Raw genomic sequence first — 24874 nt, 5'->3', positions numbered from 1 at the left:
CCGGCGACCGAACGCGGGGTCAGTGCTCAGCCGGCCCACTCGAAGCTGCAGGTGCCCAGGGTGTCGAAGCTGAGCTCGACACGAATGCGGTCCCCGTGGCCGGCTGCCAGGGCCTGCATGCCGCCCCAGGCGCCGGTGGTCACCACGGTGCCGGCCGGCACCGTGAGCCCATCGCGGCACAGGTGCTGCAGCCAGGCGGGCAGCAGCCAGGCCGGGTCATCCAGTGAATGCCCGCCACGCCGCTCCACCGTCGGCCCGTCCTGTTGGGACAGCCGCCAGTTGAGGTAGGCCCAGTCCAGGCGCCGGTAGGGCTGCCAGGGGCCGAGCAGCAGCGCGCCATGCGATTGGTGGTCCGCCATGCGCAGCAGCGCGGGCGCGGCCAGGCCTTCCTGCCAGCGCGAGGCGACCAGTTCCACTGAGAGGGCCATCGCGTCCAGCCATTCGTCGGCCTGTCCGGGCTGCATGTCGCGCGCCGCATCGGGTGTCACATCGCGGCCCAGGCGCAGCGCGATCTCCGCCTCGATGCCCAGCAGCGGCCAGGTCGTGCGCACGCGGCCGATGCCTGCCGGATCGAGTGGTGAATGGCTGAAGGGCCCGGAGCGCGACGCGCCGCCGGACTTCCAGTGCCGCACCGGCGCGCCGGCCGGCGCCCAGCCGAGCAGCGCGGCCACACCGTCCTGCACGGCATAGGCCTGCGCTTCGTCGAGCACCGCCTGGGCCCACGGGGCGGCCGGCAATACCTGACCGGTGGTGCGGCATGCGGCCAAAGCCTGTGCGAGTTCGGCGGTAGAGGTCATGGGCGGGATAGAACGGTGTGGGTTGCGGCGCGCGGAATGCGCAACCATCGCAGCCTACCGCGGGGCCGCCATGCCCGCCCGACGCCGCAGCCTTCAGGCGGCCGCTTCCTTGCAGCCGCGGCAGCCTTTGCAGCCGCGGCCGGCATGGCGCCGGCCCGCGCAGCCGCAGGGCGGCTTGCCCACGGGCGGCGGTGTCATCCAGGTCACCTCGCTGGCTTGCGCCGCGTCGGCCGCCGACACCTGCAGCAGGGTGCGCACGCAGGCGGCGGTGCTGATGGCCGCGCAGCCCCAGGTGGCGATGCGGGCCACGCGGCCCTGCGCACGGCCGATGTCCATGCGGATCCAGGGCGTGGCCTTCCAGCCGCCGGCCAGGGTCTGTCGGTCGCACAGGTAGGCCAGGCCCCGGGCCCGCGCGGTATCGGCCTGCGGCGCGTGCCGCAGCAGCGCCACCGCCACTGCGGTGTCCAGCGGCGCGCTGTCGTCGAAGGGGCCCCAGCCGCCGTCCATCCGTTGCGTGCCCAGCAGGTGCGCGGCCGTGCGTGCACGCCGCTCGCCGTCATGGTCCACCGCGGCCACTGCCGCCAGGGCCAGGCCGGCGGCCACGGCATCACCGGCATACCAGCTGGCCGGCCAGCGGCCGTCGGGCCGCTGCTGCTGCGCCACCCAGGCGGCCAGGCGCGCCGCAGCCTCTGAAGCCTGCGGCGTGTGCAGCAGGTCGAGCGCGCTGGCGAACCGGGCGCACACATCGACGTCGATGGTGTCGCCCCAGCCATGGCGCACGCCCAGCCGCATCCACCAGCGCTGCAGCAAAGGATCCTGGGCGCCGATCAGCCAGGTGGGCACCGGGCCTTCGGGCTGCTGCTGCGCGAGCGCCAGGGCCAGCGCCGGCTCGCACGCCGTCAGGTGCTCCGGGGCCACGCGGGCAAACAGCGAGAGCGCCACGGCCAGGCTGTCCAGGTCGGGCGGCAGCGCGGCCAGGCCGGGGAAGTAGCGCCAGCCGCCCGCCAGCGCCGGCAGGCGCGCCTGCGCCACCGCGTCGGCCAGCCGCGCGGCCGCGGCGCGCAGGCCCGCGGCGGAGGCGGCGTCCGACGAGGGCAGCGCATCGGCCACGTCCAGCAGCAGTGCGCCCAGCACCGCCTGCGCGAACGACGCGCCACGATGCTCCACCGTGCCGGGCAACAGGCCGCCCGCGCGCGGGAAGCGCATCACATGCACCGCGTCCGGAAAGCCCAGCGCCGCCTGCGCCAGCAGCCAGCGCACGCCCGCCCGCGCCGCGTCGGCGGGCCGGGGTGCGTCATGCCGCGGTCGCACCGGGGCCTCAAGTGATGGTGAATGCATTGAGCAGCGTGTGGTTGAGGCTGCCGGTGGTGACCGTCAGGTTGCGGGCGCCGGTGGCCGCGAGGTTGGCGATCTCGATCACACAGGTGATGGTGGTCTCGTTGACGACGATCACGTTCATCACGCTGACGCCGCTGCCGCTCACGTCCACCTTCTGCACCGCGGCGCTGTTGTCGAAGCAGGTGCCGGTGATGGTGACGGCGACGTTGCTGTTGCGCGCCCCGGTGGCCGGCGCCACCGACGCCACCGCGAAGCGGCCGACGGTGAGCGCGGCGGCCTTCACGAAGTCGGCGCCGAAGGCCCGCTTGAACACCAGGTCGCTGGCGCCCAGGGCGGAGCCGCCGGTCACGTCGAGCTTGAGGTTGAGCTGCGTGTCGGTGCTGGTCGGCTTGATGGTGGCGGTGGCGCCGGCCAGCGTGGGCTGCACGGCGCTCACCTGGAGCAGGTGTTGTCCGGTGACGGTGATGTCGGTGCTGGCGGCCGAGGCAAAACCGCGGCATACATGGTCCGGCGCGATGGTGCTCACCACCACCGGCAACGGGATGTCGCGCGTGCAGGGATGGTCCACGATGTCGAGGAACTTCACGCCCTTGGCGTCGCCATGGTCGCCGGAGCTGCCGATGTTGGCGCTGCCGGTGAGCGTGATCGGGGGGAAGCCGTCGGCGCCGTCCGGGCCGCTGTTGGCCGGGTCGCACAGGCTGGTCTTGTTGCCCGGCTTGCCGCCGTGGCCAGCACGCCCGCCGCGGCCGCTCTTGCCCCCGGCGCCGCCGCTCCCGCCATCGTTCACGAAGGTGATCTGGCCACCGACAAAACCACCGCCACTGCTGATGTTGCCGTGGGGCGAGATGACGAAGATGTTGCCGGCGTTGCCGCCGCGGCCCCCCTTGCCGCCGGTGCCGCCGTCCCCGCCATTGCCGCCCCGGCCGCCGCCGCCGGGCGCACGGTCGCAGCCTTCGCCGGGCCAGCTGGTGTCGCTTTCGCCATCGCGCCCGCCCATGCCGTTGCCGCCGTCACCGCCGTCCTGGCCGATGCCGCCATCGCCGCCGGTCTGCCCGTCCCAGTCGATGGTGAGGTGCGCGCCGGGGCCGGTGAATTCGATCTCCAGTGCGACGATCGTGAGGCCACCCATGTCCCTCATGTCGCTGCCCGGCGCCGACGCACCGCCACCGCCGGGGTTGCCATCGGCACCGCGCACGCCGGCGCCCGCATCCGCGCCGTTGTTGCCGTTGGGGTTGCCCGAGCCGGACCAGACGTTGATGTCGAAGGACGTGCCCATGGCAGCCCCGGCCGGGTTGTGCGCCGGCCCTGCCGGCGCGGCCTTGAGGCGGTCGGCCCAGGTGATGACGTTGTTGCCCGCGTACTCCTGCCCGGGGTCGTCGGAGCCGCAGGGGTCATGCGAACCGGGCGGCTTGCCGCCGGCGATCACCAGCTTGCGGCAGATCACGAAGTAGGCGGGACACCAGTTCTTCTGTCGGCCGTCGCCGGACAGCGGGTCGAAGATCAGCCGTCCGCCGTTGAGGAACTGGATCTCGTCGCGCACGAAGCAGCAGTGGGGCCAATGCAGGTCGCCGGCAATCACCTCCGACAGGCGGGGGTTGGCGATGAAGGCCGGGTCGTAGTCGACACGGCATGTCTCACACAGCTGGTTCAACAGGTCTTGCACGGTCGCCATGGGTCTCCTCCTCAGGAGTTGTGATCGGTGAAATTCGCTCGGGGCGCCAGGGCCGCCACTCGGGCAGCTCGATCGCGAGGCCACAGCGTGCAAGGTGCACTGCCATCGGCTCGCGCAGCGCGAGCAGGTGCGAGAGCGCGGCTTCTGTGGCCGCGGCATCACAGTCGTTGTCGCCGTCGAACACCGCGAGCCAGGGCTCGACCAGCGGCGCGTGGTGGGCCAGCAGGTCGGGCAGCACCGCGCACTCGGGGCGGATGAAGGACACGTGGTGCGCGTGGCCTTCCACCGCGCGCCGGTGCACCATCGCCAGCCGCACCAGCGACCAGGCGGCATAACGCAGGTAGAACACCGCCGCCGGAGCGTCCCCTTCAGCGGCCATCACGCGGGCCGCCGCGATGCGGCTGGTGATCTCCGCCGGCGCGCGCCAGTAGGCGAATTCGCTGCGGGTGCCGTCGCGCATGGCGGCGGGCCAGGCCGGCGGCGGGCAACGCCGGCGTGCCAGGCGCTGCAGTTGCAGCAAGGGCGCTTCCATCGCAGCCGGTGACCCGAGCAGCCCGAGCGCGGCGGGCAGTGTGTGTTGCAGCGGCACACCCAGCCGCTCGCCAGCCGCCTGCGCATACAGCGGCGCGCGGGTGAACACGTTGGGGCAGGTCTGCGCGGCCGCATCGAGTGCCGCGGCCATCAGCGCCGCATGCGCCATGTGAAGGAAGAAGCGGGCCAGCGGCGGGCAGTCCGCCGCGGCACCGACTTCGCGCACGGTGAGCCGCACCATCTCCAGAAAGCCGGCCACGCGTGCGCCCCGCGGCCCCGGCTGCTGCCACTGCGCCAGCACCCCGCGCTGCAGCACATCGGCTGCCGAGCCAGGGCAGAGTGCACCGGCCATCACCACGCGGTGGGCGATCAAGCCCATGCGAGCGACGGCGGCGGGGTCCTGCAGCAGCGTGGGCGGCAGGCGGATCAGGTCGATGGTTGGAAAGGGCCGCGGGCCGATGCGGCGCTGCACTTGCAGCTCGGTGGCGTCGGCGTCGAAGAAGACGGCATCGAAGTCGGCAGCGCGGCGGTGCGCGCGTTCGGGTTCCCCGGGCGCCACGAGCAGTTGCTCAAGCGGCAGGCAGGCCCACTCGATGTCCGACCGTCCCGGCATGGTGTCCCTCGCCCGGCTTGCTTGGCGCTTCCGGCCCTTGCAGGCGCCGGCACGAGAACTACCGGGCCAGCTTAGTCGTGTGCACGCAAGGGCGCCCTCCCCAAGGGTAGGGGCGTGCGGTGGTGCGAGGAAAAAGGTGCCGCCTGGACAGCCTGGCGGCACCGAACCAACACAACGGCCCTGGCAGCCGGTGTTGGGTGGCGCCTCGCGTTCCCTTTCCGCGGGCGCCACGCTCCCGATCAGAAGCTGTGGAACACGCCCAATGCGTAGCCCGACTTGTTGGTACCCGCCGGCGCCTTGCTGTCGTTGGCCACCACCGCGAACACATTGGTGCGCTTGGACAGGAAGTACTTGTAGCCCAGGGACAGCAACTGCTCCACGCGCACGCCGCCCTGGTCCTGCACGTCGTAGGAGCCGATCAGCGCGCCCGAGCCGATGGGCGCACTGAAACCCACGATGGCGTTCTTGCGCTTCACCTCGGCAGCGTCCTGGCCGAACCCGTAGCCGCCGTAGAGCTTCACGGCGCCGAAGTCGTAGGTGGCCGCCAGCGTGCTCCAGCGCTCGGCGCTGCTGCCGTCGTTGGACACCTCATGCCCGGCGCCCAGGTAGAGCGGCCCGTCGCCATAGCTCACGCCCACATTCGCCGGGTGCTTGCCGCCGGGGCCCACGGCCTCGGCCGAGTACTGCACGCCGAAGCTGAAGCCGCCGATCGAGTGTTCGTAGCTCACCGAGTTGTTGACCCAGAAGGCGCCCAGGCAGCCGCCTGAAAAAGCCGGGCCGCAACCGACGGTGCCGTAGGTGCCCTCCCCGAGCGTGCCCATGCCGAAGGGGTCGGAGGCGAACTGCGACTTCAGGAAGGCCTGTGACCACCAGCGTCCCAGCTTCACCGAACCCAGGCTGTCGCTGCTCAGTCCCACCCACGAGCCGCCCTTCCAGAAGGTGTCCGGCGCGCTCAACGTGCCGTCGTCCGGATTGAACCGGTGCTCGAGATAGAACGATGCCTTCATCCCGTCGCCCAGGTCTTCGTCGCCCTTGAAGCCCAGGCGGCTGCCGCCCATGTCGAACAGCTTCAGGCCCGGCGCGGTCTGCGTCTGCCGCCCCGCCTGCGCTTCGATGAAGCCGAACACGGTCACCGACGACTGCGCCCAGGCGCTGGCCGGCCCCGCCAGCAGGGCAGCCATGCCCACCGCTCCCACCATCCATTGCGTCTTTTTCACAAAGGTCTCCAGTTGATTTGATTAGCTCACGTCCATCCAGTCGGGGGCGCCAACAAGCCGTTGTCACGCCTGCTGATCGCGCCGACACATAAATATAAATCAATCTAAATAAATCAACTAAGGAAAATTCACATCAGGCCGATAAGCTGGCATCACGGCCGCCGCAACCCTTGGAGAGACCATGCAGAACCTTGCGACTTCAGACCGGCGCGGGAGCGTCGCCCGCCGCATCAGCCTGCTCGGTGGTGCAGCGCTGCTGGTGGTGCTTTCAGCCATCTGCGCCCTGATGACGGCGATGCTGGGCAGGCGGGCGCAGGAACGCACCGTGTCGTGGGTGGACGCGAAAGTGGAGGCGGTGGCGCAGGCGGTGGACGCGCACGATCAGACCGCCAAGCTGCTGGTGGAGCGCTTCTTCAAGGTCTTCGGCGACCAGTTCGGCAAGAACTTTGCGCTCGACGAGCCCAACGGCCGCATCCTGCAGCTCGGCATTGCGCTCAACGACTATCACAACCCCTGCGACAAGTTCAGCGAGTTCACCGGCGGCGCGGCCGCCGTGCTGATGAAGCGCGGCACCGCCTTCGTGGCGGTGAGCACCTCGCTGAAGAACGACAAGGGCGAGCGTGCGATCGGCATGCAGGTCGATGCAGCGCACCCCGGCCATGCCACGCTGCTGCGTGGCCAGGCCTACCTCGGGCGCGCCACCCTGTATGGCCGGCCCTACATCACGCGCTTGCAGCCGGTGCGTGACCTGCAGCAGGAGGTGGTCGGCGCCTTGTTCGTCGCCTTCGACCTCTCCGAGTTCGACCGGTCGTTGGAGCGGCTGGTGGCCGAGGCCCGCTTCTTCGACACCGGCGGCATCTACCTGCTGGACCCGCGCGACGGCGATGCCGCAAGGGCGGTGCTGATGCTGCCCGCGGCATTGCGGGGCCGGCCGTTGGCGGAGGTGGCCGGCGCGGACGGGGCCGCTCGCCTGCTGGCGGCCTTGCGGCGTGCCGCGCCGGGCACCGAGGTCGACGGTGTGCCGCCGGTGTTGCGTGCCTCGGCCACCGACCGGCTGGCGGTGTGGCGCCCCGTCGCCGGCACCGGCTGGCTGGTGGTGGGGGAGATCTCGCGCGGCGAGGCCCTGCAGACGCAGTGGCGCACGCTGACGCCATTCCTGGCGCTGTTCGGTGCCGCGGCGCTGGGGCTGTGTGCCGGCCAGTTCCTGCTGATGCGGCGCTGGGTGGGCCAGCCCTTGATGGAGCTCACGCGCTCGCTGGACCGGGTGGCCTCGGGCGACCTGTCCGAGCCGGTGCACAGCCGACGCCGGGACGACATCGGCGCACTGATGAACGGAGTGGAGCGCATGCGCCAGCGCTTCGTGCAGATGCTGGGTGCGGTCCGGTCCAGCGCCGATGCGATCTCGCTCGCTTCCGCCGAGATCGCCTGCGGCAACCAGGACCTGAGCCGGCGCACCGAGGAGGCGGCCGCGCGCCTGCAGCAGACCACCTCGGCGATGGAACAGGTCCATGGCAACGTGTGCCAGACGGCCGATGCCACGCGCACGGCCGACGCTTTGGCCAGCCGCGCCTGCGAGGCGGCTGAACGCGGCGGCGCGGCGATGCGCGACGTGGTGCAGAAGATGGGGAGCATCTGCGACAGCAGCCGGCGCATCGCGGAGATCACCGGGGCGATCGACGCCATCGCCTTCCAGACCAACATCCTGGCCCTCAATGCCGCGGTGGAGGCCGCGCGCGCCGGCGACGCGGGCCGTGGGTTTGCGGTGGTGGCGGCGGAGGTGAGGGCGCTGGCCCAGCGCTCGGGCGCGGCAGCCAAGGAGATCAAGGGCCTGATCGCGCACAGCGTGGAGGAGGTGCAGTGCGGCTCCGCGCTCGCGGACGCCGCCAGCGCGCGCGTGCAGGACATCGTGGCCGGCGTGCGCAGCGTCAACGCCACGCTGGGCACCATCTCCGCGAGCACGCGGGAGCAGTCCGGCGGCATCGGGCACATCAACGAATCGGTGGCCACGCTGGACCGCATGACACAGCAGAACGCCGCGCTGGTGGAGCAGTCGGCCGCGGCGGCCGAATCGCTCAAGGGCCAGGCGGTCGCGCTGGTGGAGGCGATTTCGCTGTTCCGCCTGGAAGAGGCGCCACAGGCGCAGGCGCCGGAGCCTGCCGGCCTACCAGCGCAATGAGGGTGTGGTGACGCTGGCGTCCCAGAGCCGCGTGAGTTCATCGTCCAGCTTCGTCAGCGTGATCGACATGCCGGCCATTTCCAGCGACGTCGTGTGGTTGCCCACCAGCCAGCGGGTCACCTGGATGCCCGCGCTGCGAAGCTGCCGCGTCGCGATGCCGCTCACCAGGTGCAGTTCCATCAGCGGCGTGCCACCGAAGCCGTTGACGTGCAGCAGCACCGTGCTGCCCGGCTTGAGCGCCAGGTCCTGCAGCACCGGCTCCAGCAGCAGGGCCACGATGTCGTCCGCCGGCATCAGCGGCCTGCGATAGCGGCCGGGCTCGCCGTGGATGCCCACGCCGACCTCCATCTCCGTGCCGCCGATGTCAAAGGTGGGCGCCTGGGCTTCGGGCACGGTGCAGCTGGTGAGCGCCACGCCCATCGAGGCGGTCTGCGCATTCACCCGGGCGCCCAGCGTCTTGCACTCGTACAGGTCGGCACCCGCCTCCGCCGCGGCCCCGGTCATCTTCTCGACGATCAGCGTGCCGGCCACCCCGCGGCGGCCGGTGGTGTGCAGCGAGTGCTCCACGGCCACGTCGTCGTTGACCAGCACCGTGGCGCACTCCACCTCCAGCATGTCGCTGGCCATCTGGAAGCTGGCGCCGTCGCCGGCATAGTTCTTCACGATGAGCAGCACGCCCTGGCCGGCCTCGACGCGCTGTGCCGCGGCCACGATCTGGTCGGGGGTGGGGGCGGTGAACACCTCGCCGGGGCAGGCCGCATCCAGCATGCCGGCACCCACGTACCCGCTGTGCAGCGGCTCGTGGCCGGATCCACCGCCGGACACCAGGGCGACACGCCCTTGCTTGGGCGTGCGTCGGTACACGAAGAGGGGCGCCTCGTTCAAGGCCAGCAGACCCTCATGCGCCATGACCAGCCCGGCCACGCTGTCTCGCACGAAGTCATCGGGAGCGTTGATGAATTTCTTCATGGCGCAAGCGGCTTGCCGGTCGATTGTGAAGCGGCGCAACGCGCCTTGTCACGCGAGATTTTCCGCGGTGAGGATTTCGATGCGCGGGTTGTTGATGGCCAGCGCCCCGCGCACGCCGTCGCACAGGGCGCGCAGCACCCGGCTGGCCGCGATGACGGCGTACTGCACGTCCTGGTGCAGCAGGTAGCTGAGCGAACCTGACAGCAGCATGGTGCGGTGCACCTCCAGCAGGTCGTGCGCCACGAACATCAGTTCGTGGCCGTGGCCGTGTTCTGCCAGGGCGCGTGCCACGCCGAAGCTGCAGGGGCCCACGTTGTACAGCGCGTCCAGGCGCCCGCCGATGGCCTCCGGCTTGAGCGCCGCGCGGGCGTAGTCGCAGGCCTGCTCCTCGGATTCGGGCAGTTCGAACAGGCGCAGCACCTTGGCCTGCGGGAAGCGCTCCTCCATCACCTGCTGGAAACCGATGCGACGGTCGATCTCCGCCGCGTAGCGCGTGGCAGGGGAGAGCAGGGCACACAGCGCGGGGGTGTCGCGCGGCAGCGAGCGGCCCACCAGCAGGCCGGCAGTGCGGCCGGCGGCACGGTTGTCGGCCCCGATCGCGGTCTCGCGCAGCGAACCCGGCACGTCGGAGAACAGCGTGACCACATGCACCCCGGCCCGCACCAGCTCATTGACCGCCAGCTTCACCACGGGCACGTCAGGGCCCAGCAAGGCGATGCCGTCCAGGTCGGACAGCTTGGCCAGCTCCGCGGCGAACTCGGCGGGGTCGTTGGCCGGCAGGCGATGGGTCACCTCGGTGATGTGCTGGTGCCGGAACTCGCCCGCCGCCTGGGCCACCACGCGGTCGACGAGGTCGAAAAAGCCCAGGCGGGCCGCCGGCAGCACGAAGGCGAAGCGGTAGTTCGAGGTGGAACGCGGCCGGCCGCGGATGGGCGCGCCGCCGCCGAGCGCAGCCATGGCCTCGCGCACCTTGCGCACGGTGGCGGGGTTCACCCCGGGCCGGTTGTTCAGCACCCGATCCACGGTGGCGGTGCTGACACCGGCGGTTTCCGCGATCTTGGTGATGGTGACGGGGCTCGTCATGAGACTGCAGACAAAGATGCCAGGAATTAAATCCATCGCAGTGTCGCCGAATCCGCTGCTGGGGCCAAGAGTGCCCCTGCGGAGGCTCCGAGGCCGTTCGTTTCGTCACAACGTCACGCTGAACGGGGGTTCTCGATGTCTTTAGGGTTTGTATTGAGTGATTTATTAAATGATGGACCTAGACTTCATCCCAAGGTCGCTGCTCGTCGCTGTCGGGCAGGGTCCCCAGGAGGCTGGCCGCCACAGGGCCGGCCACAACACCACGGCAGCGGCGAGCGGCCGCGACCCATACCGAACCGGAGACCAAAGGATGAGCTTCAACAAGACCAGGCTGGCCGTTGCCGCGAGCGCGTTCGCGACGGCTGCACTGATGAGCGGCGCAGCGCAGGCGCAACAAAAGCAGTTGACCCTGTGCTGGGCCGCCTGGGATCCCGCCAACGCGCTCGTGGAGCTGTCGAAGGACTTCACCGCCAAGACCGGCATCGCGATGAAGTACGAGTTCGTGCCCTGGCCGAACTTTGCGCAGCGCATGCTCAATGAGCTGAACTCCAAGGGCAAGCTGTGCGACCTGCTCATCGGCGACAGCCAGTGGGTCGGTTCGGCCGCCACCGAGGGCCACTACGTCAAGCTCAACGAGTTCTTCGACAAGAGCGGCATCAAGATGTCCGACTTCGCGCCGGCCACGGTCGAGGGCTACGCCACCTGGCCCAAGGGCACGAAGAACTACTACGCGCTGCCGGCCATGGGCGACGCGGTGGCCTTCACCTACCGCAAGGACTGGTTCTCCCGGCCCGAGCTGCGCGCCGAGTTCAAGCAGAAGTACGGCCGTGAGCTGGCACCGCCCAAGACCTGGGACGAGTTCAAGCAGGTGGGCCAGTTCTTCCAGAACCGCAACATCGACGGGAAGAAGGTGTACGGCGCGGCGCTCTACACCGAGCGGGGCTCCGAGGGCATCACCATGGGCGTGACCAACACGATGTACGCCTATGGCATGGACTACGACAACCCGAAGAAGCCGTACGACATGAAAGGCTTCATCAACGGGCCCGGCGCCGTCAAGGGCCTGGCGCTCTACAAGGACCTGTACGACTGCTGCACGCCGCCGGGGCACTCCAACGCGTACATGACCGAGGACCTGGACGCCTACAAGTCCGGCCAGGTGGCGATGCAGATGAACTTCATCGCCTTCTTCCCGGGCATCTCGAAGGACCCGCAGGTCGGTGGCGAGAAGACCGGCTTCTTCCCGATCCCCAAGGGCACGGTGCAGCACGCGCAGCTGGGCGGGCAGGGCATCTCGGTCGTGAAGTACTCCGACAAGAAGGACATGGCGCTGGAGTACATGAAGTGGTTCGCCCAGCCCGCCATCCAGCAGAAGTGGTGGGAAGGCGGCGGCTTCACCTGCCTGAACTCCATCCTCAATCAGCCGGGCTTCGCCACCAGCACCTCGTACGCGCAGGTGTTCCAGGACTCGATGAAGATCGTCAAGGACTTCTGGGCCGAGCCGAGCTATGCGCAGCTGCTGCTGGCGATGCAGAAGCGCACGCATGACTACGTGGTGGCCGGCAAGGGCACGCCGCAGGAAGCGCTCGACGGACTGCTCAAGGACTGGACCGAGGTCTTCAAGGAAGACGGAAAACTCAAACCCTGACCACCCCCGGAGCGCCTTCGGCGCTCCCCCTCAAGGGGGCGCTGCCGGCGGCCCGGCAAAGCCGGTTCCGCGGCAGCCGCTTGGTTCCGACCGAGGTTCGCAAGCTCCCGTGTGTTTCAACTGAGAGCCGTCATGAGTTACGTCCAAGCGGGGCCCATCGCCTCGAATCCCATGCGATTTCGCCTGCTGTCAGCACAAGGACTCTCGGACCGGGCGCTCGCCTGGCTGTTCGTGGGGCCCACCATCGTGCTGCTGCTGGCCTTCAACATCTTCCCGCTGCTGTGGACGATCTACCTGTCGTTCACCAACTTCCGGGCCAACCGGCCGAATGCCGACACCGTGTGGGTGGGCATCTCCAACTACCAGCGGGTGCTGGGCGACGAGGCGATCTGGGAAAACATGCGCGCCACCGCGCACTTCCTCGTGTGCTCCATCACGCTGCAGCTGCTGTTGGGCTTCGCGCTCGCGCTGCTGCTCAACCGCCGATTCCGTTCGCACAGTTTCTGGAGCACCGCGATCCTGCTGCCGATGATGCTGGCGCCGGCGGTCGTGGGCACCTTCTGGAAGTACTTCTTCGAGCCGCAATACGGCATCTTCAACTACATCGTCAATTTCTTCGGCGGCCCGGGCGCCTTCACGATGCTGGGCGACACGCAGCTGTCGCCCTGGGCCATCGTGCTGGTGGACACCTGGATGTGGACCCCGTACGTGATGCTGCTGCTGCTGGCCGGGCTGCGCTCCATCCCGTCCTACCTGTACGAGGCCGCCGAGATCGACCGCGCCTCGGCCTGGACCACGTTCTGGCGCATCACGCTGCCGATGGTGATGCCCTTCATCATCCTTGCGCTGCTGTTCCGCACCATCGAGAACTTCAAGATGTTCGACCTGGTGGACCAGCTCACCAACGGCGGCCCCGGCTCGGTGACCGAGCTCGCGTCCATCAAGCTCAAGCGCGAGGCCTTCGAGAAATGGCGCACCGGCTATGCGTCCGCCCTGGCGATCATCATGTTCGTGTCCATCTACGGGTTGTCGCAGGTCGCGGTGCGTTTCCTTGACAAGGTGAAGCAGCGATGAGAACCATCCCACACAGCCCGCTCGAGCCGAGCGCTCGCGCCAAATGGTTCGCCGGGATTGTCGTGATCACGTATGCCGTGATCTCGCTGATCCCGCTGGCCTGGATCTTCATGACGAGCTTTCGCACGCCCAACGATGCGATCGCCTACCCGCCCAAGGTGGTGACTGAAGCGTCGCTGGTCGGTTACGTCAACCTCTTCACCACGCGCTCGCGTGTCTCGGCCGAGGAGCTGGCGTCGCTGCCGCCGCCGGCCACCTGGTACGAAGGCCTGGTGCGCGACCAGCAGATGATCCTCGCGGGCCCCTCGCGCTTCATCGACCGCTACAGCAACTCGCTGCTCATCGGCTTCGGCTCGACGCTGGTGTCGGTGGTGCTGGGCACGCTCGCCGCATATGCGTTCTCGCGCTTTCGCGTGCCGGGCAAGCAGGACCTGCTTTTCTTCATCCTCTCGACGCGGATGATGCCGCCGATCGCGATCGCTATTCCCGTGTACCTGATGTTCCGCCATGTCGGCCTGAACGACACGCACGTGGGCCTGATCCTGCTCTACACGGTGGTGAACCTCTCGCTGTCGGTGTGGCTGCTGCAGGGCTTCATGGACGAGATCCCGCGCGAGTACGAGGAGGCCGCCATGGTCGACGGCTACACGCGCTGGCAGGCCTTCGTGAAGGTGGTGCTGCCGCAGGCGGCCACCGGCATCGCCACCACCGCGATCTTCTGCCTGATCTTCGCGTGGAACGAGTACGCCTTCGCGCTGCTGCTGACCAGCGGGACGGCGCAGACCTCACCGCCGTTCATCCCGACCATCATCGGCGAGGGCGGCCTGGACTGGCCCGCGATGGCGGCCGGCACCACGCTGTTCCTGCTGCCGGTGCTCACCTTCACCGTGCTGCTGCGCAAGCACCTGCTGCGCGGCGTCACCTTCGGAGCGATCCGCAAATGACCACCACCCAACCCCCCCACCGGAAGTGGCTGCGGCGTGCGCCCTGGGAAGCCGGCGCCGGCGGCCTCATCGGCCTGGGCCTGCTGATGCTGATGCAGCCGTGGTCCATAGCCGTCTACAGCTACGGCTTCACCGTGTTGCTGGTCGGTGTGATCGGCTACGACATCTCCGGCCGCCTGCCGCAAAAGTAATTGAGCATCACCATGGCTGAAATCCGAATCCGGAACCTGCAGAAGCGCTTTGCCGACTTCACCGCGGTGCGCGACTCCTCGCTGGTGCTCGAAGACGGCAAGTTCGTCGTGCTGCTCGGCCCCTCGGGCTGCGGCAAGACGACCACGCTGCGCATGATCGCGGGGCTGGAGTTCCCCACCGCGGGCTCCATCACCCTCGATGGCGACGACGTCACCTACCTGCGCCCGCGCGAGCGCGACATCGCGATGGTGTTCCAGCTCTTCGCGCTCTACCCGCACATGGGCGTGCGCGACAACCTGGAGTTCCCATTGCGCAACGAGGGCGTGCCGCGTGCCGACATCGACCGCCGTGTGCAGCAGGTCGCTTCCATCCTGCGCATCGAGCACCTCCTGGGCTCGCGCGTCGGCGGCCTGGCCGGCGGTGACCGCCAGCGGGTGGCGCTGGGCCGCGCCATCGTGCGCGAGCCCAAGGCCTTTTTGATGGACGAGCCGCTGGGCACGCTGGACGCCGAATTCCGCGAGCTGATGTGCGTGGAGCTGCGCAAGCTGCACGAACGCCTGAAGACCACCACCGTGTTCGTCACCCACGACCAGAACGAGGCGATGGCGCTGGCCGACCACATCGTGGTGATGAACAAGGGCGAGATCCTGCAGGCCGACGACCCGCACGGCATCTACAACTTCCCCTCCTGCGTGTTCGTGGCCCGCTTCATCGGCCGCCCGCCGATGAACCTGCTGGAGGTGCGTGGCGAGCTGCCCGACGGTGCGCAGTGCGTGCAGGTCGATGGCCGCTATGTGGACGTGCCCGCGGTGCGCGGAAGCGCGGCGCGCGCGCTGCTGGGCGCCCGGCCGGAACACGTGCGGCTGCTGCCTGCCGGCGAAGGGCTGGGCGGCCGTGTCGAGCGTGTGGAGTACTTCGGCTCCCACTGGATCGCCGAGCTGCACACCGACGCCGGCGTGCTCAAGGCCGTGGTGGACAAGGCGACCCGTCCGGCCGAAGGCGAGTGCGTCGGCGTGGGTTTCGACACCGCGCGCCTGGTGCTGTTCGACGCCGACTCCGAGCGCCTGGTACCCAGCGTCACCACCCGTGCCCACCAACCGAGCATGCGCCATGGCTAGCATTTCACTTCAAGGCCTCACCAAGCGATTCCCCGGTGTCACCGCGGTCGACGACCTGCGGCTGGACATTGCGGACGGCGAATTCTTCGTGCTGCTGGGCCCCAGCGGCGCAGGCAAGACCACCACGCTGCGCCTGATCGCGGGGCTGGAGACGCCCGACGCCGGCAGCGTGCGCATGAATGGCGCCGACCTGACCAGCATGGCGCCCGCGCTGCGCGACTGCGCCTTCGTGTTCCAGCAGTACTCGCTGTACCCGCACCTCACGGTGTACGACAACATGGCCTTCCCGCTGCGTGCGCCGATGCGCCGGCTGCACGAGGCGGAGGTGCGCCGCCGCGTCGAGAAGGTGGCCGCGATGCTGCACATCGAGGGCAAGCTGCAGCGCAAGGCCACCGCGCTGTCGGGCGGCGAGATGCAGCGCGTGGCGATCGGCCGCGCGCTGGTGCGCGAGCCGCGCGTGTACCTGATGGACGAACCGCTGTCCTCGCTGGACGCCGGCCTGCGCGAGGAGCTGCGCGTGGAGCTCAAGCGGCTGCAGCGCAGCAGCGGTGCCACCGTGGTGTACGTGACCCATGACCAGGTGGAAGCGACCACGCTGGCCGACCGCATCGCGATCCTGGAGCACGGCCGCATCCGCCAGGTCGGCACGCCGCTGCAGATCTACGACCAGCCGCATTCGCTGGACGTGGCCCAGCGCCTGGGATCGCCCGCCGTCAACGTGCTGCCGGCGGAGTGGTTCAGCGGCAGCGCCACCCCGGCAGCCGCTCACGTGGCGATCCGCCCTGAAGACGTGGTGCTGCTGCCCGACGACGGGTCGCAGGCGTATTCGGTCATCGAGTGCTCGCTGGTCAAGCACCTGGTGGTGGCCGAACGCTCCGGGGTGGAGGTGCGGGCGCGGACCATGCTCGACCAGGCCCTCACGCCGGGCGCCCGCGTGCGCCTGAGCTTCCCGCCCGAGCGCTGCCTGTACTTCGACGCCGCCGGGCAGCGCATCGCCGCCTGACGCGCCTTTCCTTCACGAGACAAGGAGACACCTTGAACACGCCCATGATCATCGAAGCGCTCACCGCGGTGCAGCGCGCCATCCTCGCCAACGAGGCCCAGATCGAATCGCTCGACCGGGCCATCGGCGATGGCGACCACTTCATCAACGTGCGCCGCGGCTGCGAGGTGCTGGTGGTGCTGAGCCCCGACCTCAAGGGCATGCCGCCGGGCCTGGCGCTGCACAAGATCGGCATGAAGCTGCTGGGCACCATCGGCGGGGCCTCCGGCCCGCTGATCTCCAGCTTCTTCATGGCGATGGGCCAGGCCCTGCAGGACACCGACGAGCCCGACCGGCGCCAGTTCGCGGCGGCGTTCGCCAACGGCGTGGAGGCCATCAAGCTGCGCGGCAAGGCCGACGTTGGCGAGAAGACCATGCTGGACGTGCTGATCCCGGTGTCGCGCCTGCTGCTCAAGCTCACCGAACAAGGGCTGCCGCTGCCCGAGCTGTGCGCCCACCTGAAGGACGAGGCCAGCCGCAACATGCTGGCCACCAAGGACATGATCGCCAGCAAGGGCCGCGCGTCCTTCCTCGGCGAGCGGGCCCTGGGCCACATCGACCCCGGCTGCAAGACCTGCGAGGTCGCGATCGCGGCCGTCTGCGACACCGTGCTCCAGTAAGCCCCTTCACCCCACACGGAGACAGCATGAAGAAGTTCATCAATGACATCGACTCGGTGATGCGCGAGTCGCTCGGCGGGCTGGTGGAGGCCCATCCGGGGCTGCTGCGGGTCGAGTTCGAGCCGACCTTCGTCGCGCGTGCCGAGCGCGCCAGCAAGAAGGTGGCGCTGCTGTCGGGCGGTGGCTCGGGCCATGAGCCGCTGCACGCGGGCTTCGTGGGGGTTGGCATGCTGGACGCGGCCTGCGCCGGCCAGGTGTTCACCTCGCCCACGCCCGACCAGATGCTGGCCGCGGCGGCCGCCACCCATTCCGGGCGCGGCGTGCTGTTCATCGTGAAGAACTACGCCGGCGACATGATGAACTTCCAGATCGCCAGCGAGATGCTGGACCTGGAGAACGCCACCGTGCTGGTGAACGACGATGTCGCGGTCGAGAACTCCAAGCACACCACCGGGCGGCGCGGCGTGGCGGGCACCCTGATGGTGGAGAAGATGGTGGGCGCCGCGGCTGAAGCCGGTGCCGCGCTGCTGGAGTGCAAGGCCGTTGGTGACCGCGTGAACGCCGCCACCGCGTCCATGGGCGTGGCCTTCACCAGCTGCACCGTGCCGGCCGCCGGCCGCGCCACCTTCGACATCGACGCCGACGAGATGGAAATCGGCGTGGGCATCCATGGCGAGCCCGGGCGGCGGCGCGAGAAGGTCAAGCCCGCCAACCTGATCGTCGACGAGTTGCTGGGCGCCATCCTGGCCGACCTGAAGCCCGCGCGCGGCCGCGAGGTGCTGCTGCACGTGAACGGCTTCGGCGGCACGCCACTGATGGAGCTGTACCTGCTGTACCACAGCGCCGCCAAGGCACTGCGCGGGCAAGGGCTCGCGCCAGTGCGCTCGCTGGTGGGCAACTACACCACCTCGCTGGAAATGGCCGGTGCATCGCTCACCGTGACGGTGCTCGACGACGAGATGAAGGCCTTGTGGGATGCGCCGGTGCACACCGCGGCGCTGCGCTGGTGAGGCCACCATGCGGCGCCGTTCGCTGCTACTCGGCCTGCCCGCTGCCGCGCTGGCAGCCCGCAGCCTTCCGGCTCGCGCGCTTCCGGCGCGCACGGCCGCCTTGCCGCCGGTGCGCATCGGCCAGTCGGCGCCGGTGTCCGGCCCGCTCGCCCGGGTGGGGACTGCCGTGCGCGAAACCACCCTCGCGGTGTTCGCCGACGCCAACGCCCAGGGCGGCATCGGCGGGCGCGACATCGAGCTGATCACGCTGGACGACGAGGACCATGCCGAGCGCACCGCGGTCAACGTCAAGCTGCTGGCCGCGCAGCATCAGGCGATCGCCTTGTTCGGCTTCGTCGGCGCGGGTGCCCACCGCGCAGGTGCGCGGGGTGCGGCCGAGGAGGGCCTGCCGTACGTCGCCCCCTTCAGCGGGTCGCAGGAGCTGCGCTCCGGTGCGCTGCCGTGGATCTACAACCTGCGCGCCGGCCATGTGGACGAGATCGAGTACATCGCCCGCCACACCCACCAGATCGGCATCCGCCGCGTCGGGCTGGTGGCCGAATACAACTCCCAGGGCTGGGAGCTGCGCGACGCGCTGATGGCGTCGGTGGAGCAGCGCGGCCAGAGCCTGGCGGCCATCACCAGCATCGACCACGAAGGCAGCCGCTACAGCCTGCCGGGCGCTGTGTCGTCGGTGCTGGCGGGCAACCCGCAGGCGATCGTGCTGGGCGCCGACTACGTGGCCACGGCGCGCTTCGTGGATGCGGTGCGCCAGGCGGGCTACACCGGCCTGTTCTACACCCTGTCCACCGTGGGGGGCCATGCGCTCACCGACATGCTGGGCGCGCAGGCCGCAGGCCTGTCTGTGACGCAGGTGGCACCTTTCCCGTGGTCTTCGTCCTCGCCGATCGGGCGCCACTTCCAGGCCTTCTGCGCACGCCACAAGCTGGAGGCGTCGTTTGCCAGCATGGAGGCCTATCTGGGCGCCACGCTGCTGGTGGATGCGCTGCGTCGCGCCCGTGAGCTGTCGCCGGCCCGCCTGGCCGAGGCACTGGACAACCTGCCGCCGCGCGACTTTGGCGGCTGGGTCGGCGCGTTCTATGGCAAGACGCGCCGCGTGCCGGCGCAGGTGGACCTCACCGTGTTCACGCGCAACGGGAAGTTCGTCAAATGAGCGCGCCACCGCTGGTCGTCGGCAACTGGAAGATGCACGGATCCACCGCGCTGGTGCGTGCGCTGGCCGACCTGGCCCGGCAGGGCTGGCCGGCCTGCGAGGCGGCGGTGTGCCTGCCTCATCCGCTGCTCGCGGCGGCGCAGATGGCCTTCGCCGGCACGCCGCTGCGCTGGGGCGCCCAGGATTGCTCCTGCGAAGCGGAGGGGCCTTTCACCGGCGAGGTGGCGCCCGGCCTGATCCGCCATTTCGGCGCGCGCTTCGTCATCGTCGGCCATTCGGAACGGCGCGACCGCCATGGCGAGACGGATGGGCAAGTGGCCGCCAAGGCGCAGCGCGCCCTGGCCGAAGGGCTGACGCCGATCGTCTGCGTGGGCGAGAAGGCCGAGGAACGCGATGGTGACCAGACCGCCGCCACCCTGCGGCGCCAGCTGCTGCCCCTGATGCGCGGGCTGGGGCGCGACCTCGCCTCGGTGGTGATCGCCTACGAGCCGGTGTGGGCCATCGGCAGCAAGGACGCCGCCACGCCCGGGCTGATCGAGGACGCGCATGCCTTCATCGCCGACACGCTGCTGTTCCACACCGGCCTGTCGGCGCGCGCCGTGCGGATCGTCTACGGCGGCAGCGTCACGCCGAACAATGCGGACGCCATCCTCGCCCGCCAGGGCGTGGGTGGCTTGCTGGTCGGCGGCGCGTCGCTTGCGCCGGCCGAATTTCTCGCGGTCTGCCAGGCCGCCGCGCGCTGCGCACACCGGCTGGAGCGCCGGGGTGCGGGCGGTTCCACGGCCCCAGGGAGCACTCCTGCCGATTGAGCAGGCCTCGCAGCCACTGCTGCAGGAGAACAGCCATGTGCATCAAGGTCGACCAGGACGAAGCGCTGCGGGCGCAGAACCGCCCGCGCATCGATGCCACGCAAAGCAGCGCCTTCGTCCACTGGCGCGGGCTGCTCGACTGCGCACGCGTTCTGGCCGGCGCCGACGCCGCCCTCCTGCGCACCGCTGCCGACCCGACACTGCTGGTGTGTGGCGAGGGCTTGGCGCCGGGCCTGCAGCAGGCGCTGGCGGCGATGGCCCTGCGCTCTGATGCTTGTGGCGTCTCGGTGCGCGCCAGCCACGGTGAACAGGCCTGCCCGGATCTGGCCGCGCTCACACAGCCATGGGGCCTGCAGAGCCTGTGGCAGATGCATTGGCGCGACGGCTCGCACGGGCAGCGCGCCTGGCTGGTGCTGGTGAATCCGGCCGGTGGCACGGCAGGTGAAGGTCCGTCCAGCCAGCTGATGGCCATCGCGCAATCGCTGCGCGAGCAGGCCCAGGTGCTGGCGCGCATGCGCGGGGCGGCGCTGCTGACGCAGCGGTTGGAGGACGTGGCGCGCGCTTCCGGCGACTGGAGCTGGGAGACCGACGAACATCACCGCTACACCTGGGTGCACGGCGCGCCGACGGCGCAGGCGCAGCCCAGCGTGCGGCCGCCGGCCATCGGGGAGCTGATCCCCTCCGGGCTGGTGGTGGACTGGCATGGCGAGCCGGAGTCGCCCCTGTGCGACTTCCATGCCGTGCTGCGCAAGGGCGAGCCGGTGGTGCGCACGGTCACGCGGGAGTATGCGTACGGTCGCTCGCGCTACGTGTCGCGCAGCGCCGTCCCCCTGCTCAACCCGGACGGCAGCCTGCGCGGCTTTCGCGGCTCGGCGCGGGACGTGACGCAGAGCCTGGAGGCCAAGGCCCAGCTGTGGCAGCGCGAGAAGGCCTTGCAGCGCGCCAAGAACGAAGCCGAGGCGTGCAGCCAGGCGAAGTCCATGCTCGTGTCCAAGGTGGGCCACGAGTTGCGCACGCCGCTGAACGCCATCGTCGGCCTGGCGCAGCTGATCCAGTCGCGCGCGCTGCCGGAAGAAAACCCGGCCATCGAGCGCTGGGTGGCGCAGATCGCCAAGACCGGCTGGCACATGGTGGACGTGCTGGACCTGCTGCTGGAGACGGGCCGCGCCGGCGCGCCGCAGCGCCGTGCCTGGAGCGGCCCTGTCGACCTGGTGGAGCGGGTGCGGGAAGCCTGGCGCATGGTGGAGGCGCAGGCGCAGGGGCGCTCGATCCGCATGTCGCTGCATGCGCCAGCGCCGGTGTCTGCCCGGGTCGACCCCCGGGCCGTGTCGCAGGTGGTGGTGAACCTGCTCAGCAACGCGATCAAGTACAACCGCGAAGGCGGATGGATCGGCGTGCGCGTCGTGGCCGATGAGCCGGCCCGCATCGAGATCGAGGACAACGGCCCAGGGCTCACCGAAGACCAGCTCGCGCGCCTGTACCGACCCTTCGACCGCTGCGGTGCAGAGGCGTCCGGCGTGGCGGGCCATGGCCTGGGCCTGGTGATCTGCAAGGAACTGGTCACTGCCATGGGCGGGCAGATCCAGGTGCGCAGCACCGTCGGCGAGGGAACGACCTTCTCCGTGCTGCTGCCCACGGCGCCCCTCATCGAAGGCGGGATGGACGAGCAGGGAACGGTCGCGGCGATGCTCGGTGGTGCGGGCCGTGCGGCGCCCGGGGTGGCTGCCTGAACCCGCAGCCGCTGCGGTTCAGTGCGGCCGCCCGCCCGCCTTGCGGAAGCCGGTGAGGTAGCAGTGCACCGCGTACTCGGCCCGGCCCACCATGCCGATGGCGTGGCGGATCTCCAGCGCGCTCACGCCGAACAGGGCCGACCAGAACGCCAGTTCCGCTTCGTCGTTCTCGTCGATCAGCAGGCCGCTGGAGGGCGTGGTGTCGACGTCGGCGGCAATGGGGCTGGTCATGGTGGGTGCTGAGGCAGGCGGAGAGGGCGGACACCGATTGTCATCGGCCGTGCCGCCCGGCAGGGCGCAGACCGCATGACATACCTCACGCTTGCGGCCACCGCCGGCGCAGGCGGTACGATGCCTGCCCCTTGCAGCCGCCACGCCGTGGCCTTGCTGCGCGGTTGCCCTCCTTGCTCCACGCGCTGCCGCCAGCGCGCCTGAACCATGTCATTCACCTCCCTCGGGCTGTCGCCCGCGCTGCTCCGTGCCGTGAGAGAGCGCGGCCACGCAGAGCCCACCGCGGTGCAGGCCGCCGCCATCCCTGCCGCCCTGGCCGGGCGCGACCTGGTGGCCTGCGCCCACACCGGCTCGGGCAAGACGGCGGCCTTCGTGTTGCCGCTGCTGCAGCGGCTGCAGGGCCCCGCGCGCCAGCGCGGCTGGGCGCTGGTGCTGGTGCCCACGCGCGAGCTGGCGGTGCAGGTGGGCGAGACGGTGCATGGCTTCGCGCGCCACCTGCCGCAGCCGCTGAAGGTGGTCACCGCGGTGGGCGGCGTGTCCATCAACCCGCAGCTGATGCGCCTGCGCGGCGGTGCCGACGTGGTGGTGGCCACGCCCGGCCGGCTGCTGGACCTGGTGGATCACAACGCGCTGGACCTTCGCCGGGTGGCGCTGCTGGTGCTGGACGAGGCGGACCGGCTGCTGGACAGCGGCTTTGCCGACGAGCTGCGGCGCGTCATGTCGCTGCTGCCGGCACGCCGGCAGACGCTGATGTTCTCGGCCACCTTCCCGGCGGCGGTGACGGCCCTGGCGCAGACGCTGCTGAACCAGCCGGTGCGTGTCGACGTGCCGGAGCAGCCGGCTGCCGAGCCTGCACCCGAGGCAGCGGCCGCGGAAGAGGGAACGCCAGCAACTGCCCACACGCTCGCCGCCATCGAACAGCACGCCGTGCAGGTGGACGCGCCGCGCCGCACCCAGCTGCTGGCCCACATGCTGCGCGCCGGAGACTGGAGCCGGGTGCTGGTGTTCGTGGCCACGCAGTACGCCACCGAGCATGTGGCGGACAAGCTGCGCCGGCAGGGCATATCGGCGGCCGCCTTCCATGGCGACCTGGGCCAGCGCACCCGCAGCCAGGTGCTGGCGGACTTTCAGGATGCGCGGCTGCAGGTGCTGGTGGCCACCGACCTGGCGGCGCGCGGCATCCATGTGGAAGGCCTGCCGGTGGTGGTGAACTACGACCTGCCGCGCTCGCCGGTGGACCACGTGCACCGCATCGGCCGCACCGGGCGCGCGGGCGCACGAGGGCTGGCGGTGAGCTTCGTCAGTGCCGACACCGAGGCACACTTCCGCCTGATCGAAAAGCGCCAGGGCCAGCGGGTGCCGCGCGAGCAGATCGCCGGCTTCGAGCCCACCGAGGCGCCGCCCGAGCGACCCGCCGCCGGCGGCGTGAAAGGCCAGCGCAAGAGCAAGAAGGACAAGCTGCGCGAAGCAGCGGCACGCTCACGCGACAATCCGGCATGACCGAATCCACCGCCGGCACACCGGCCGCCTCCGACTTCAGCAGCCTGCCGCTGTCTCCCGCCGTGCTGGCCAACCTGGCGAGCCTGGGCTACGAGCGCATGACGCCCATCCAGGCGGCCAGCCTGCCGCTGGCCCTGGCCGGCAAGGACCTGATCTGCCAGGCCAAGACCGGCAGCGGGAAGACGGCGGCCTTTGCACTGCCGCTGCTCGCCAACCTGAACCCGCGGCGCTTTGCGGTGCAGGCGCTGGTGCTGTGCCCCACACGCGAGCTGGCCGAGCAGGTGACGCAGGAGATCCGCCGCCTGGCGCGCGCCGAGGACAACATCAAGGTGCTCACGCTCACCGGTGGCGCCACCCTGCGGCCGCAGACGGCCAGCCTGGCCCACGGCGCCCATGTGGTGGTGGGCACGCCCGGCCGCATCCTCGACCACCTGGGGCGCGAATCGCTGACCCTGGAGGCGCTGAACACCCTGGTGCTGGACGAGGCGGACCGCATGCTGGACATGGGCTTCGCCGAGGACATCGCGCAGGTGATCCAGCACGCGCCCAAGCAGCGCCAGACCTTGCTGTTCTCCGCCACCTACCCCGAGGGCGTGACCCAGCTGGCGCGCCGCTACATGCGCGAGCCGCAGGAGGTGAAGCTCACCGAGCGCCATGCCACCAGCAAGATCCGCCAGCGCTTCTACGAGGTGACCGAGAGCAACCGCCTGCATGCGGTGGGCCTGCTGCTCAACCACTACCGGCCGGTGAGCACGCTGGCCTTCTGCAACACCAAGCAGCAGTGCCGCGACCTGGTGGCGGTGCTGCAGGCCGAAGGCATCGTGGCGCTGGAGCTGCATGGCGACCTGGACCAGCGCGACCGCGACCAGGTGCTGATCCAGTTCGCCAACCGCAGCTGCAGCGTGCTGGTGGCCACCGACGTGGCCGCACGCGGGCTGGACATCGCGCAGCTCGAAGCCGTGATCAATGTGGACATCACGCCGGACGTGGAGGTGCACACCCACCGTGTGGGCCGCACCGGGCGCGGCGACGAGGCCGGCTGGGCCTTCAGCCTGGCCAGCATGGAGGAGATGGGCCGGGTGGGGCGCATCGACGAGATGCAGGGCCGCGCCAGCGAATGGCATCCGCTGAGCGAGCTCACGCCGCCGCCGGGCGCCGAGCCGCTGCACCCGCCGATGGTCACCTTGCAGATCATGGGCGGCCGCAAGGAAAAGATCCGCCCCGGCGACGTGCTGGGTGCATTGACCAAGGATCTCGGCTTCGCCGCCGCGCAGATCGGCAAGATCAACGTGAACGATTTCTCCACCTACGTGGCGGTGGAACGCGGCATTGCGGACCGGGCATGCGCCAAGCTCAATGCCGGCAAGGTCAAGGGCAAGTCGGTGCGCGTGCGCCGGCTGTAACACG

22 protein-coding genes are annotated in these 24874 nt (G+C 70.1%); 14 read left to right on the top strand and 8 right to left on the bottom strand.

Annotation, left to right across the window (positions count from 1 at the left end):
• Positions 1–26: 26 nt before the first annotated feature.
• The 5 genes from VPH43_RS07510 to VPH43_RS07490 all read right to left on the bottom strand — a co-directional run bounded on the left by VPH43_RS07510 (position 27) and on the right by VPH43_RS07490 (position 6168).
• Entirely contained in the window at positions 27–797 is a 771-nt protein-coding gene (locus VPH43_RS07510) for a fumarylacetoacetate hydrolase family protein (protein WP_328577058.1), read from the bottom strand.
• A gap of 93 nt (positions 798–890) precedes the next feature.
• Positions 891–2108, bottom strand: a complete 1218-nt coding sequence (locus VPH43_RS07505; RefSeq protein WP_328577057.1) for a hypothetical protein — start codon at positions 2106–2108, stop codon at positions 891–893.
• Between the two features lie 7 nt (positions 2109–2115).
• The gene (locus VPH43_RS07500; protein ID WP_328577056.1) at positions 2116–3807 is read right to left on the bottom strand and encodes an IPT/TIG domain-containing protein; all 1692 of its coding nucleotides are present in this window, start codon (positions 3805–3807) and stop codon (positions 2116–2118) included.
• Entirely contained in the window at positions 3770–4951 is a 1182-nt protein-coding gene (locus VPH43_RS07495; protein ID WP_328577055.1) for a hypothetical protein, read from the bottom strand. The genes VPH43_RS07500 and VPH43_RS07495 overlap by 38 nt, the downstream gene beginning before the upstream one ends.
• A gap of 239 nt (positions 4952–5190) precedes the next feature.
• Entirely contained in the window at positions 5191–6168 is a 978-nt protein-coding gene (locus VPH43_RS07490; RefSeq protein ID WP_328577054.1) for a porin, read from the bottom strand.
• 181 nt (positions 6169–6349) lie between these two features.
• Here VPH43_RS07490 and VPH43_RS07485 point away from each other — a divergent pair, with 181 nt between their 5' ends.
• A complete protein-coding gene (locus VPH43_RS07485) occupies positions 6350–8344 on the top strand; it encodes a methyl-accepting chemotaxis protein (protein WP_328577053.1) in 1995 nt (664 codons plus the stop codon).
• Here VPH43_RS07485 and dhaK (VPH43_RS07480) read toward each other — a convergent pair.
• Both dhaK (VPH43_RS07480) and VPH43_RS07475 read right to left on the bottom strand, forming a co-directional pair.
• A complete protein-coding gene (gene dhaK / locus VPH43_RS07480) occupies positions 8330–9313 on the bottom strand; it encodes a dihydroxyacetone kinase subunit DhaK (RefSeq protein WP_328577052.1) in 984 nt (327 codons plus the stop codon). The two genes, VPH43_RS07485 and dhaK (VPH43_RS07480), sit on opposite strands and share 15 nt — an antisense overlap.
• A gap of 48 nt (positions 9314–9361) precedes the next feature.
• Positions 9362–10396, bottom strand: a complete 1035-nt coding sequence (locus VPH43_RS07475) for a LacI family DNA-binding transcriptional regulator (RefSeq protein ID WP_328577051.1) — start codon at positions 10394–10396, stop codon at positions 9362–9364.
• Positions 10397–10766: 370 nt separating this feature from the next.
• Here VPH43_RS07475 and VPH43_RS07470 point away from each other — a divergent pair, with 370 nt between their 5' ends.
• The 11 genes from VPH43_RS07470 (at position 10767) to VPH43_RS07420 (ending at position 21736) form a co-directional block, all read left to right on the top strand.
• Positions 10767–12044 (top strand): ABC transporter substrate-binding protein, encoded by a 1278-nt coding sequence (locus VPH43_RS07470; protein WP_328577387.1) that lies wholly within the window; start codon positions 10767–10769, stop codon positions 12042–12044.
• A 171-nt stretch (positions 12045–12215) separates the two neighbouring features.
• Entirely contained in the window at positions 12216–13118 is a 903-nt protein-coding gene (locus tag VPH43_RS07465) for a carbohydrate ABC transporter permease (RefSeq protein ID WP_328577050.1), read from the top strand.
• The gene (locus tag VPH43_RS07460; protein ID WP_328577049.1) at positions 13115–14062 is read left to right on the top strand and encodes a carbohydrate ABC transporter permease; all 948 of its coding nucleotides are present in this window, start codon (positions 13115–13117) and stop codon (positions 14060–14062) included. Before VPH43_RS07465 ends, VPH43_RS07460 begins: the two co-directional genes overlap by 4 nt.
• A complete protein-coding gene (locus VPH43_RS07455) occupies positions 14059–14253 on the top strand; it encodes a hypothetical protein (protein WP_328577048.1) in 195 nt (64 codons plus the stop codon). Before VPH43_RS07460 ends, VPH43_RS07455 begins: the two co-directional genes overlap by 4 nt.
• Positions 14254–14265: 12 nt before the next feature.
• A complete protein-coding gene (locus tag VPH43_RS07450; protein ID WP_328577047.1) occupies positions 14266–15372 on the top strand; it encodes an ABC transporter ATP-binding protein in 1107 nt (368 codons plus the stop codon).
• The gene (locus VPH43_RS07445; protein WP_328577046.1) at positions 15365–16375 is read left to right on the top strand and encodes an ABC transporter ATP-binding protein; all 1011 of its coding nucleotides are present in this window, start codon (positions 15365–15367) and stop codon (positions 16373–16375) included. Before VPH43_RS07450 ends, VPH43_RS07445 begins: the two co-directional genes overlap by 8 nt.
• Positions 16376–16407: 32 nt before the next feature.
• Complete coding sequence (gene dhaL, locus VPH43_RS07440; RefSeq protein ID WP_328577045.1) at positions 16408–17034, top strand: dihydroxyacetone kinase subunit DhaL; 627 nt, start codon at positions 16408–16410, stop codon at positions 17032–17034.
• A 26-nt stretch (positions 17035–17060) separates the two neighbouring features.
• Positions 17061–18044 carry a dihydroxyacetone kinase subunit DhaK gene (gene dhaK, locus VPH43_RS07435; protein WP_328577044.1) on the top strand — a complete coding sequence of 328 codons (984 nt, stop codon included), beginning with the start codon at positions 17061–17063 and terminating at the stop codon, positions 18042–18044.
• A 7-nt stretch (positions 18045–18051) separates the two neighbouring features.
• On the top strand, positions 18052–19197 hold the full coding sequence (locus VPH43_RS07430) for an ABC transporter substrate-binding protein (protein ID WP_328577043.1): 1146 nt from the start codon (positions 18052–18054) through the stop codon (positions 19195–19197).
• Complete coding sequence (tpiA, locus tag VPH43_RS07425) at positions 19194–20006, top strand: triose-phosphate isomerase (RefSeq protein WP_328577042.1); 813 nt, start codon at positions 19194–19196, stop codon at positions 20004–20006. The genes VPH43_RS07430 and tpiA overlap by 4 nt, the downstream gene beginning before the upstream one ends.
• Positions 20007–20041: 35 nt before the next feature.
• The gene (locus tag VPH43_RS07420; RefSeq protein WP_328577041.1) at positions 20042–21736 is read left to right on the top strand and encodes a sensor histidine kinase; all 1695 of its coding nucleotides are present in this window, start codon (positions 20042–20044) and stop codon (positions 21734–21736) included.
• An 18-nt stretch (positions 21737–21754) separates the two neighbouring features.
• Here VPH43_RS07420 and VPH43_RS07415 read toward each other — a convergent pair whose 3' ends face one another.
• Positions 21755–21967 carry a DUF3606 domain-containing protein gene (locus VPH43_RS07415; RefSeq protein WP_328577040.1) on the bottom strand — a complete coding sequence of 71 codons (213 nt, stop codon included), beginning with the start codon at positions 21965–21967 and terminating at the stop codon, positions 21755–21757.
• 207 nt (positions 21968–22174) lie between these two features.
• Between VPH43_RS07415 and VPH43_RS07410 the strand changes: the two genes are divergently transcribed.
• Both VPH43_RS07410 and dbpA read left to right on the top strand, forming a co-directional pair.
• Positions 22175–23467 carry a DEAD/DEAH box helicase gene (locus tag VPH43_RS07410; RefSeq protein WP_328577039.1) on the top strand — a complete coding sequence of 431 codons (1293 nt, stop codon included), beginning with the start codon at positions 22175–22177 and terminating at the stop codon, positions 23465–23467.
• Positions 23464–24870: an ATP-dependent RNA helicase DbpA gene (gene dbpA, locus VPH43_RS07405; RefSeq protein WP_328577038.1), complete on the top strand. Its 1407-nt coding sequence runs from the start codon at positions 23464–23466 to the stop codon at positions 24868–24870. The genes VPH43_RS07410 and dbpA overlap by 4 nt, the downstream gene beginning before the upstream one ends.
• Positions 24871–24874 lie beyond the last annotated feature (4 nt).

The organism is Ideonella sp. BN130291, assembly GCF_036231905.1.
In the GTDB taxonomy this organism is placed as follows: Bacteria; Pseudomonadota; Gammaproteobacteria; order Burkholderiales; family Burkholderiaceae_C; genus CAMLIZ01.
The sequence above is the reverse complement of the archived record's forward strand: the minus strand, read 5'-3'. Positions and strand labels throughout refer to the sequence as shown.

Coding starts and splice junctions, on each gene's coding strand:
- VPH43_RS07510 (WP_328577058.1), bottom strand. CDS start 797: ATGACCTCTACCGCCGAACTCGCACAGGCTTTGGCCGCATGCCGCACC.
- VPH43_RS07500 (WP_328577056.1), bottom strand. CDS start 3,807: ATGGCGACCGTGCAAGACCTGTTGAACCAGCTGTGTGAGACATGCCGT.
- VPH43_RS07495 (WP_328577055.1), bottom strand. CDS start 4,951: ATGCCGGGACGGTCGGACATCGAGTGGGCCTGCCTGCCGCTTGAGCAA.
- VPH43_RS07485 (WP_328577053.1), top strand. CDS start 6,350: ATGCAGAACCTTGCGACTTCAGACCGGCGCGGGAGCGTCGCCCGCCGC.
- dhaK (WP_328577052.1), bottom strand. CDS start 9,313: ATGAAGAAATTCATCAACGCTCCCGATGACTTCGTGCGAGACAGCGTG.
- VPH43_RS07475 (WP_328577051.1), bottom strand. CDS start 10,396: ATGACGAGCCCCGTCACCATCACCAAGATCGCGGAAACCGCCGGTGTC.
- VPH43_RS07470 (WP_328577387.1), top strand. CDS start 10,767: ATGAGCGGCGCAGCGCAGGCGCAACAAAAGCAGTTGACCCTGTGCTGG.
- VPH43_RS07465 (WP_328577050.1), top strand. CDS start 12,216: ATGCGATTTCGCCTGCTGTCAGCACAAGGACTCTCGGACCGGGCGCTC.
- VPH43_RS07460 (WP_328577049.1), top strand. CDS start 13,115: ATGAGAACCATCCCACACAGCCCGCTCGAGCCGAGCGCTCGCGCCAAA.
- VPH43_RS07455 (WP_328577048.1), top strand. CDS start 14,059: ATGACCACCACCCAACCCCCCCACCGGAAGTGGCTGCGGCGTGCGCCC.
- VPH43_RS07450 (WP_328577047.1), top strand. CDS start 14,266: ATGGCTGAAATCCGAATCCGGAACCTGCAGAAGCGCTTTGCCGACTTC.
- VPH43_RS07445 (WP_328577046.1), top strand. CDS start 15,365: ATGGCTAGCATTTCACTTCAAGGCCTCACCAAGCGATTCCCCGGTGTC.
- dhaK (WP_328577044.1), top strand. CDS start 17,061: ATGAAGAAGTTCATCAATGACATCGACTCGGTGATGCGCGAGTCGCTC.
- VPH43_RS07430 (WP_328577043.1), top strand. CDS start 18,052: ATGCGGCGCCGTTCGCTGCTACTCGGCCTGCCCGCTGCCGCGCTGGCA.
- tpiA (WP_328577042.1), top strand. CDS start 19,194: ATGAGCGCGCCACCGCTGGTCGTCGGCAACTGGAAGATGCACGGATCC.
- VPH43_RS07420 (WP_328577041.1), top strand. CDS start 20,042: ATGTGCATCAAGGTCGACCAGGACGAAGCGCTGCGGGCGCAGAACCGC.
- VPH43_RS07415 (WP_328577040.1), bottom strand. CDS start 21,967: ATGACCAGCCCCATTGCCGCCGACGTCGACACCACGCCCTCCAGCGGC.
- VPH43_RS07410 (WP_328577039.1), top strand. CDS start 22,175: ATGTCATTCACCTCCCTCGGGCTGTCGCCCGCGCTGCTCCGTGCCGTG.
- dbpA (WP_328577038.1), top strand. CDS start 23,464: ATGACCGAATCCACCGCCGGCACACCGGCCGCCTCCGACTTCAGCAGC.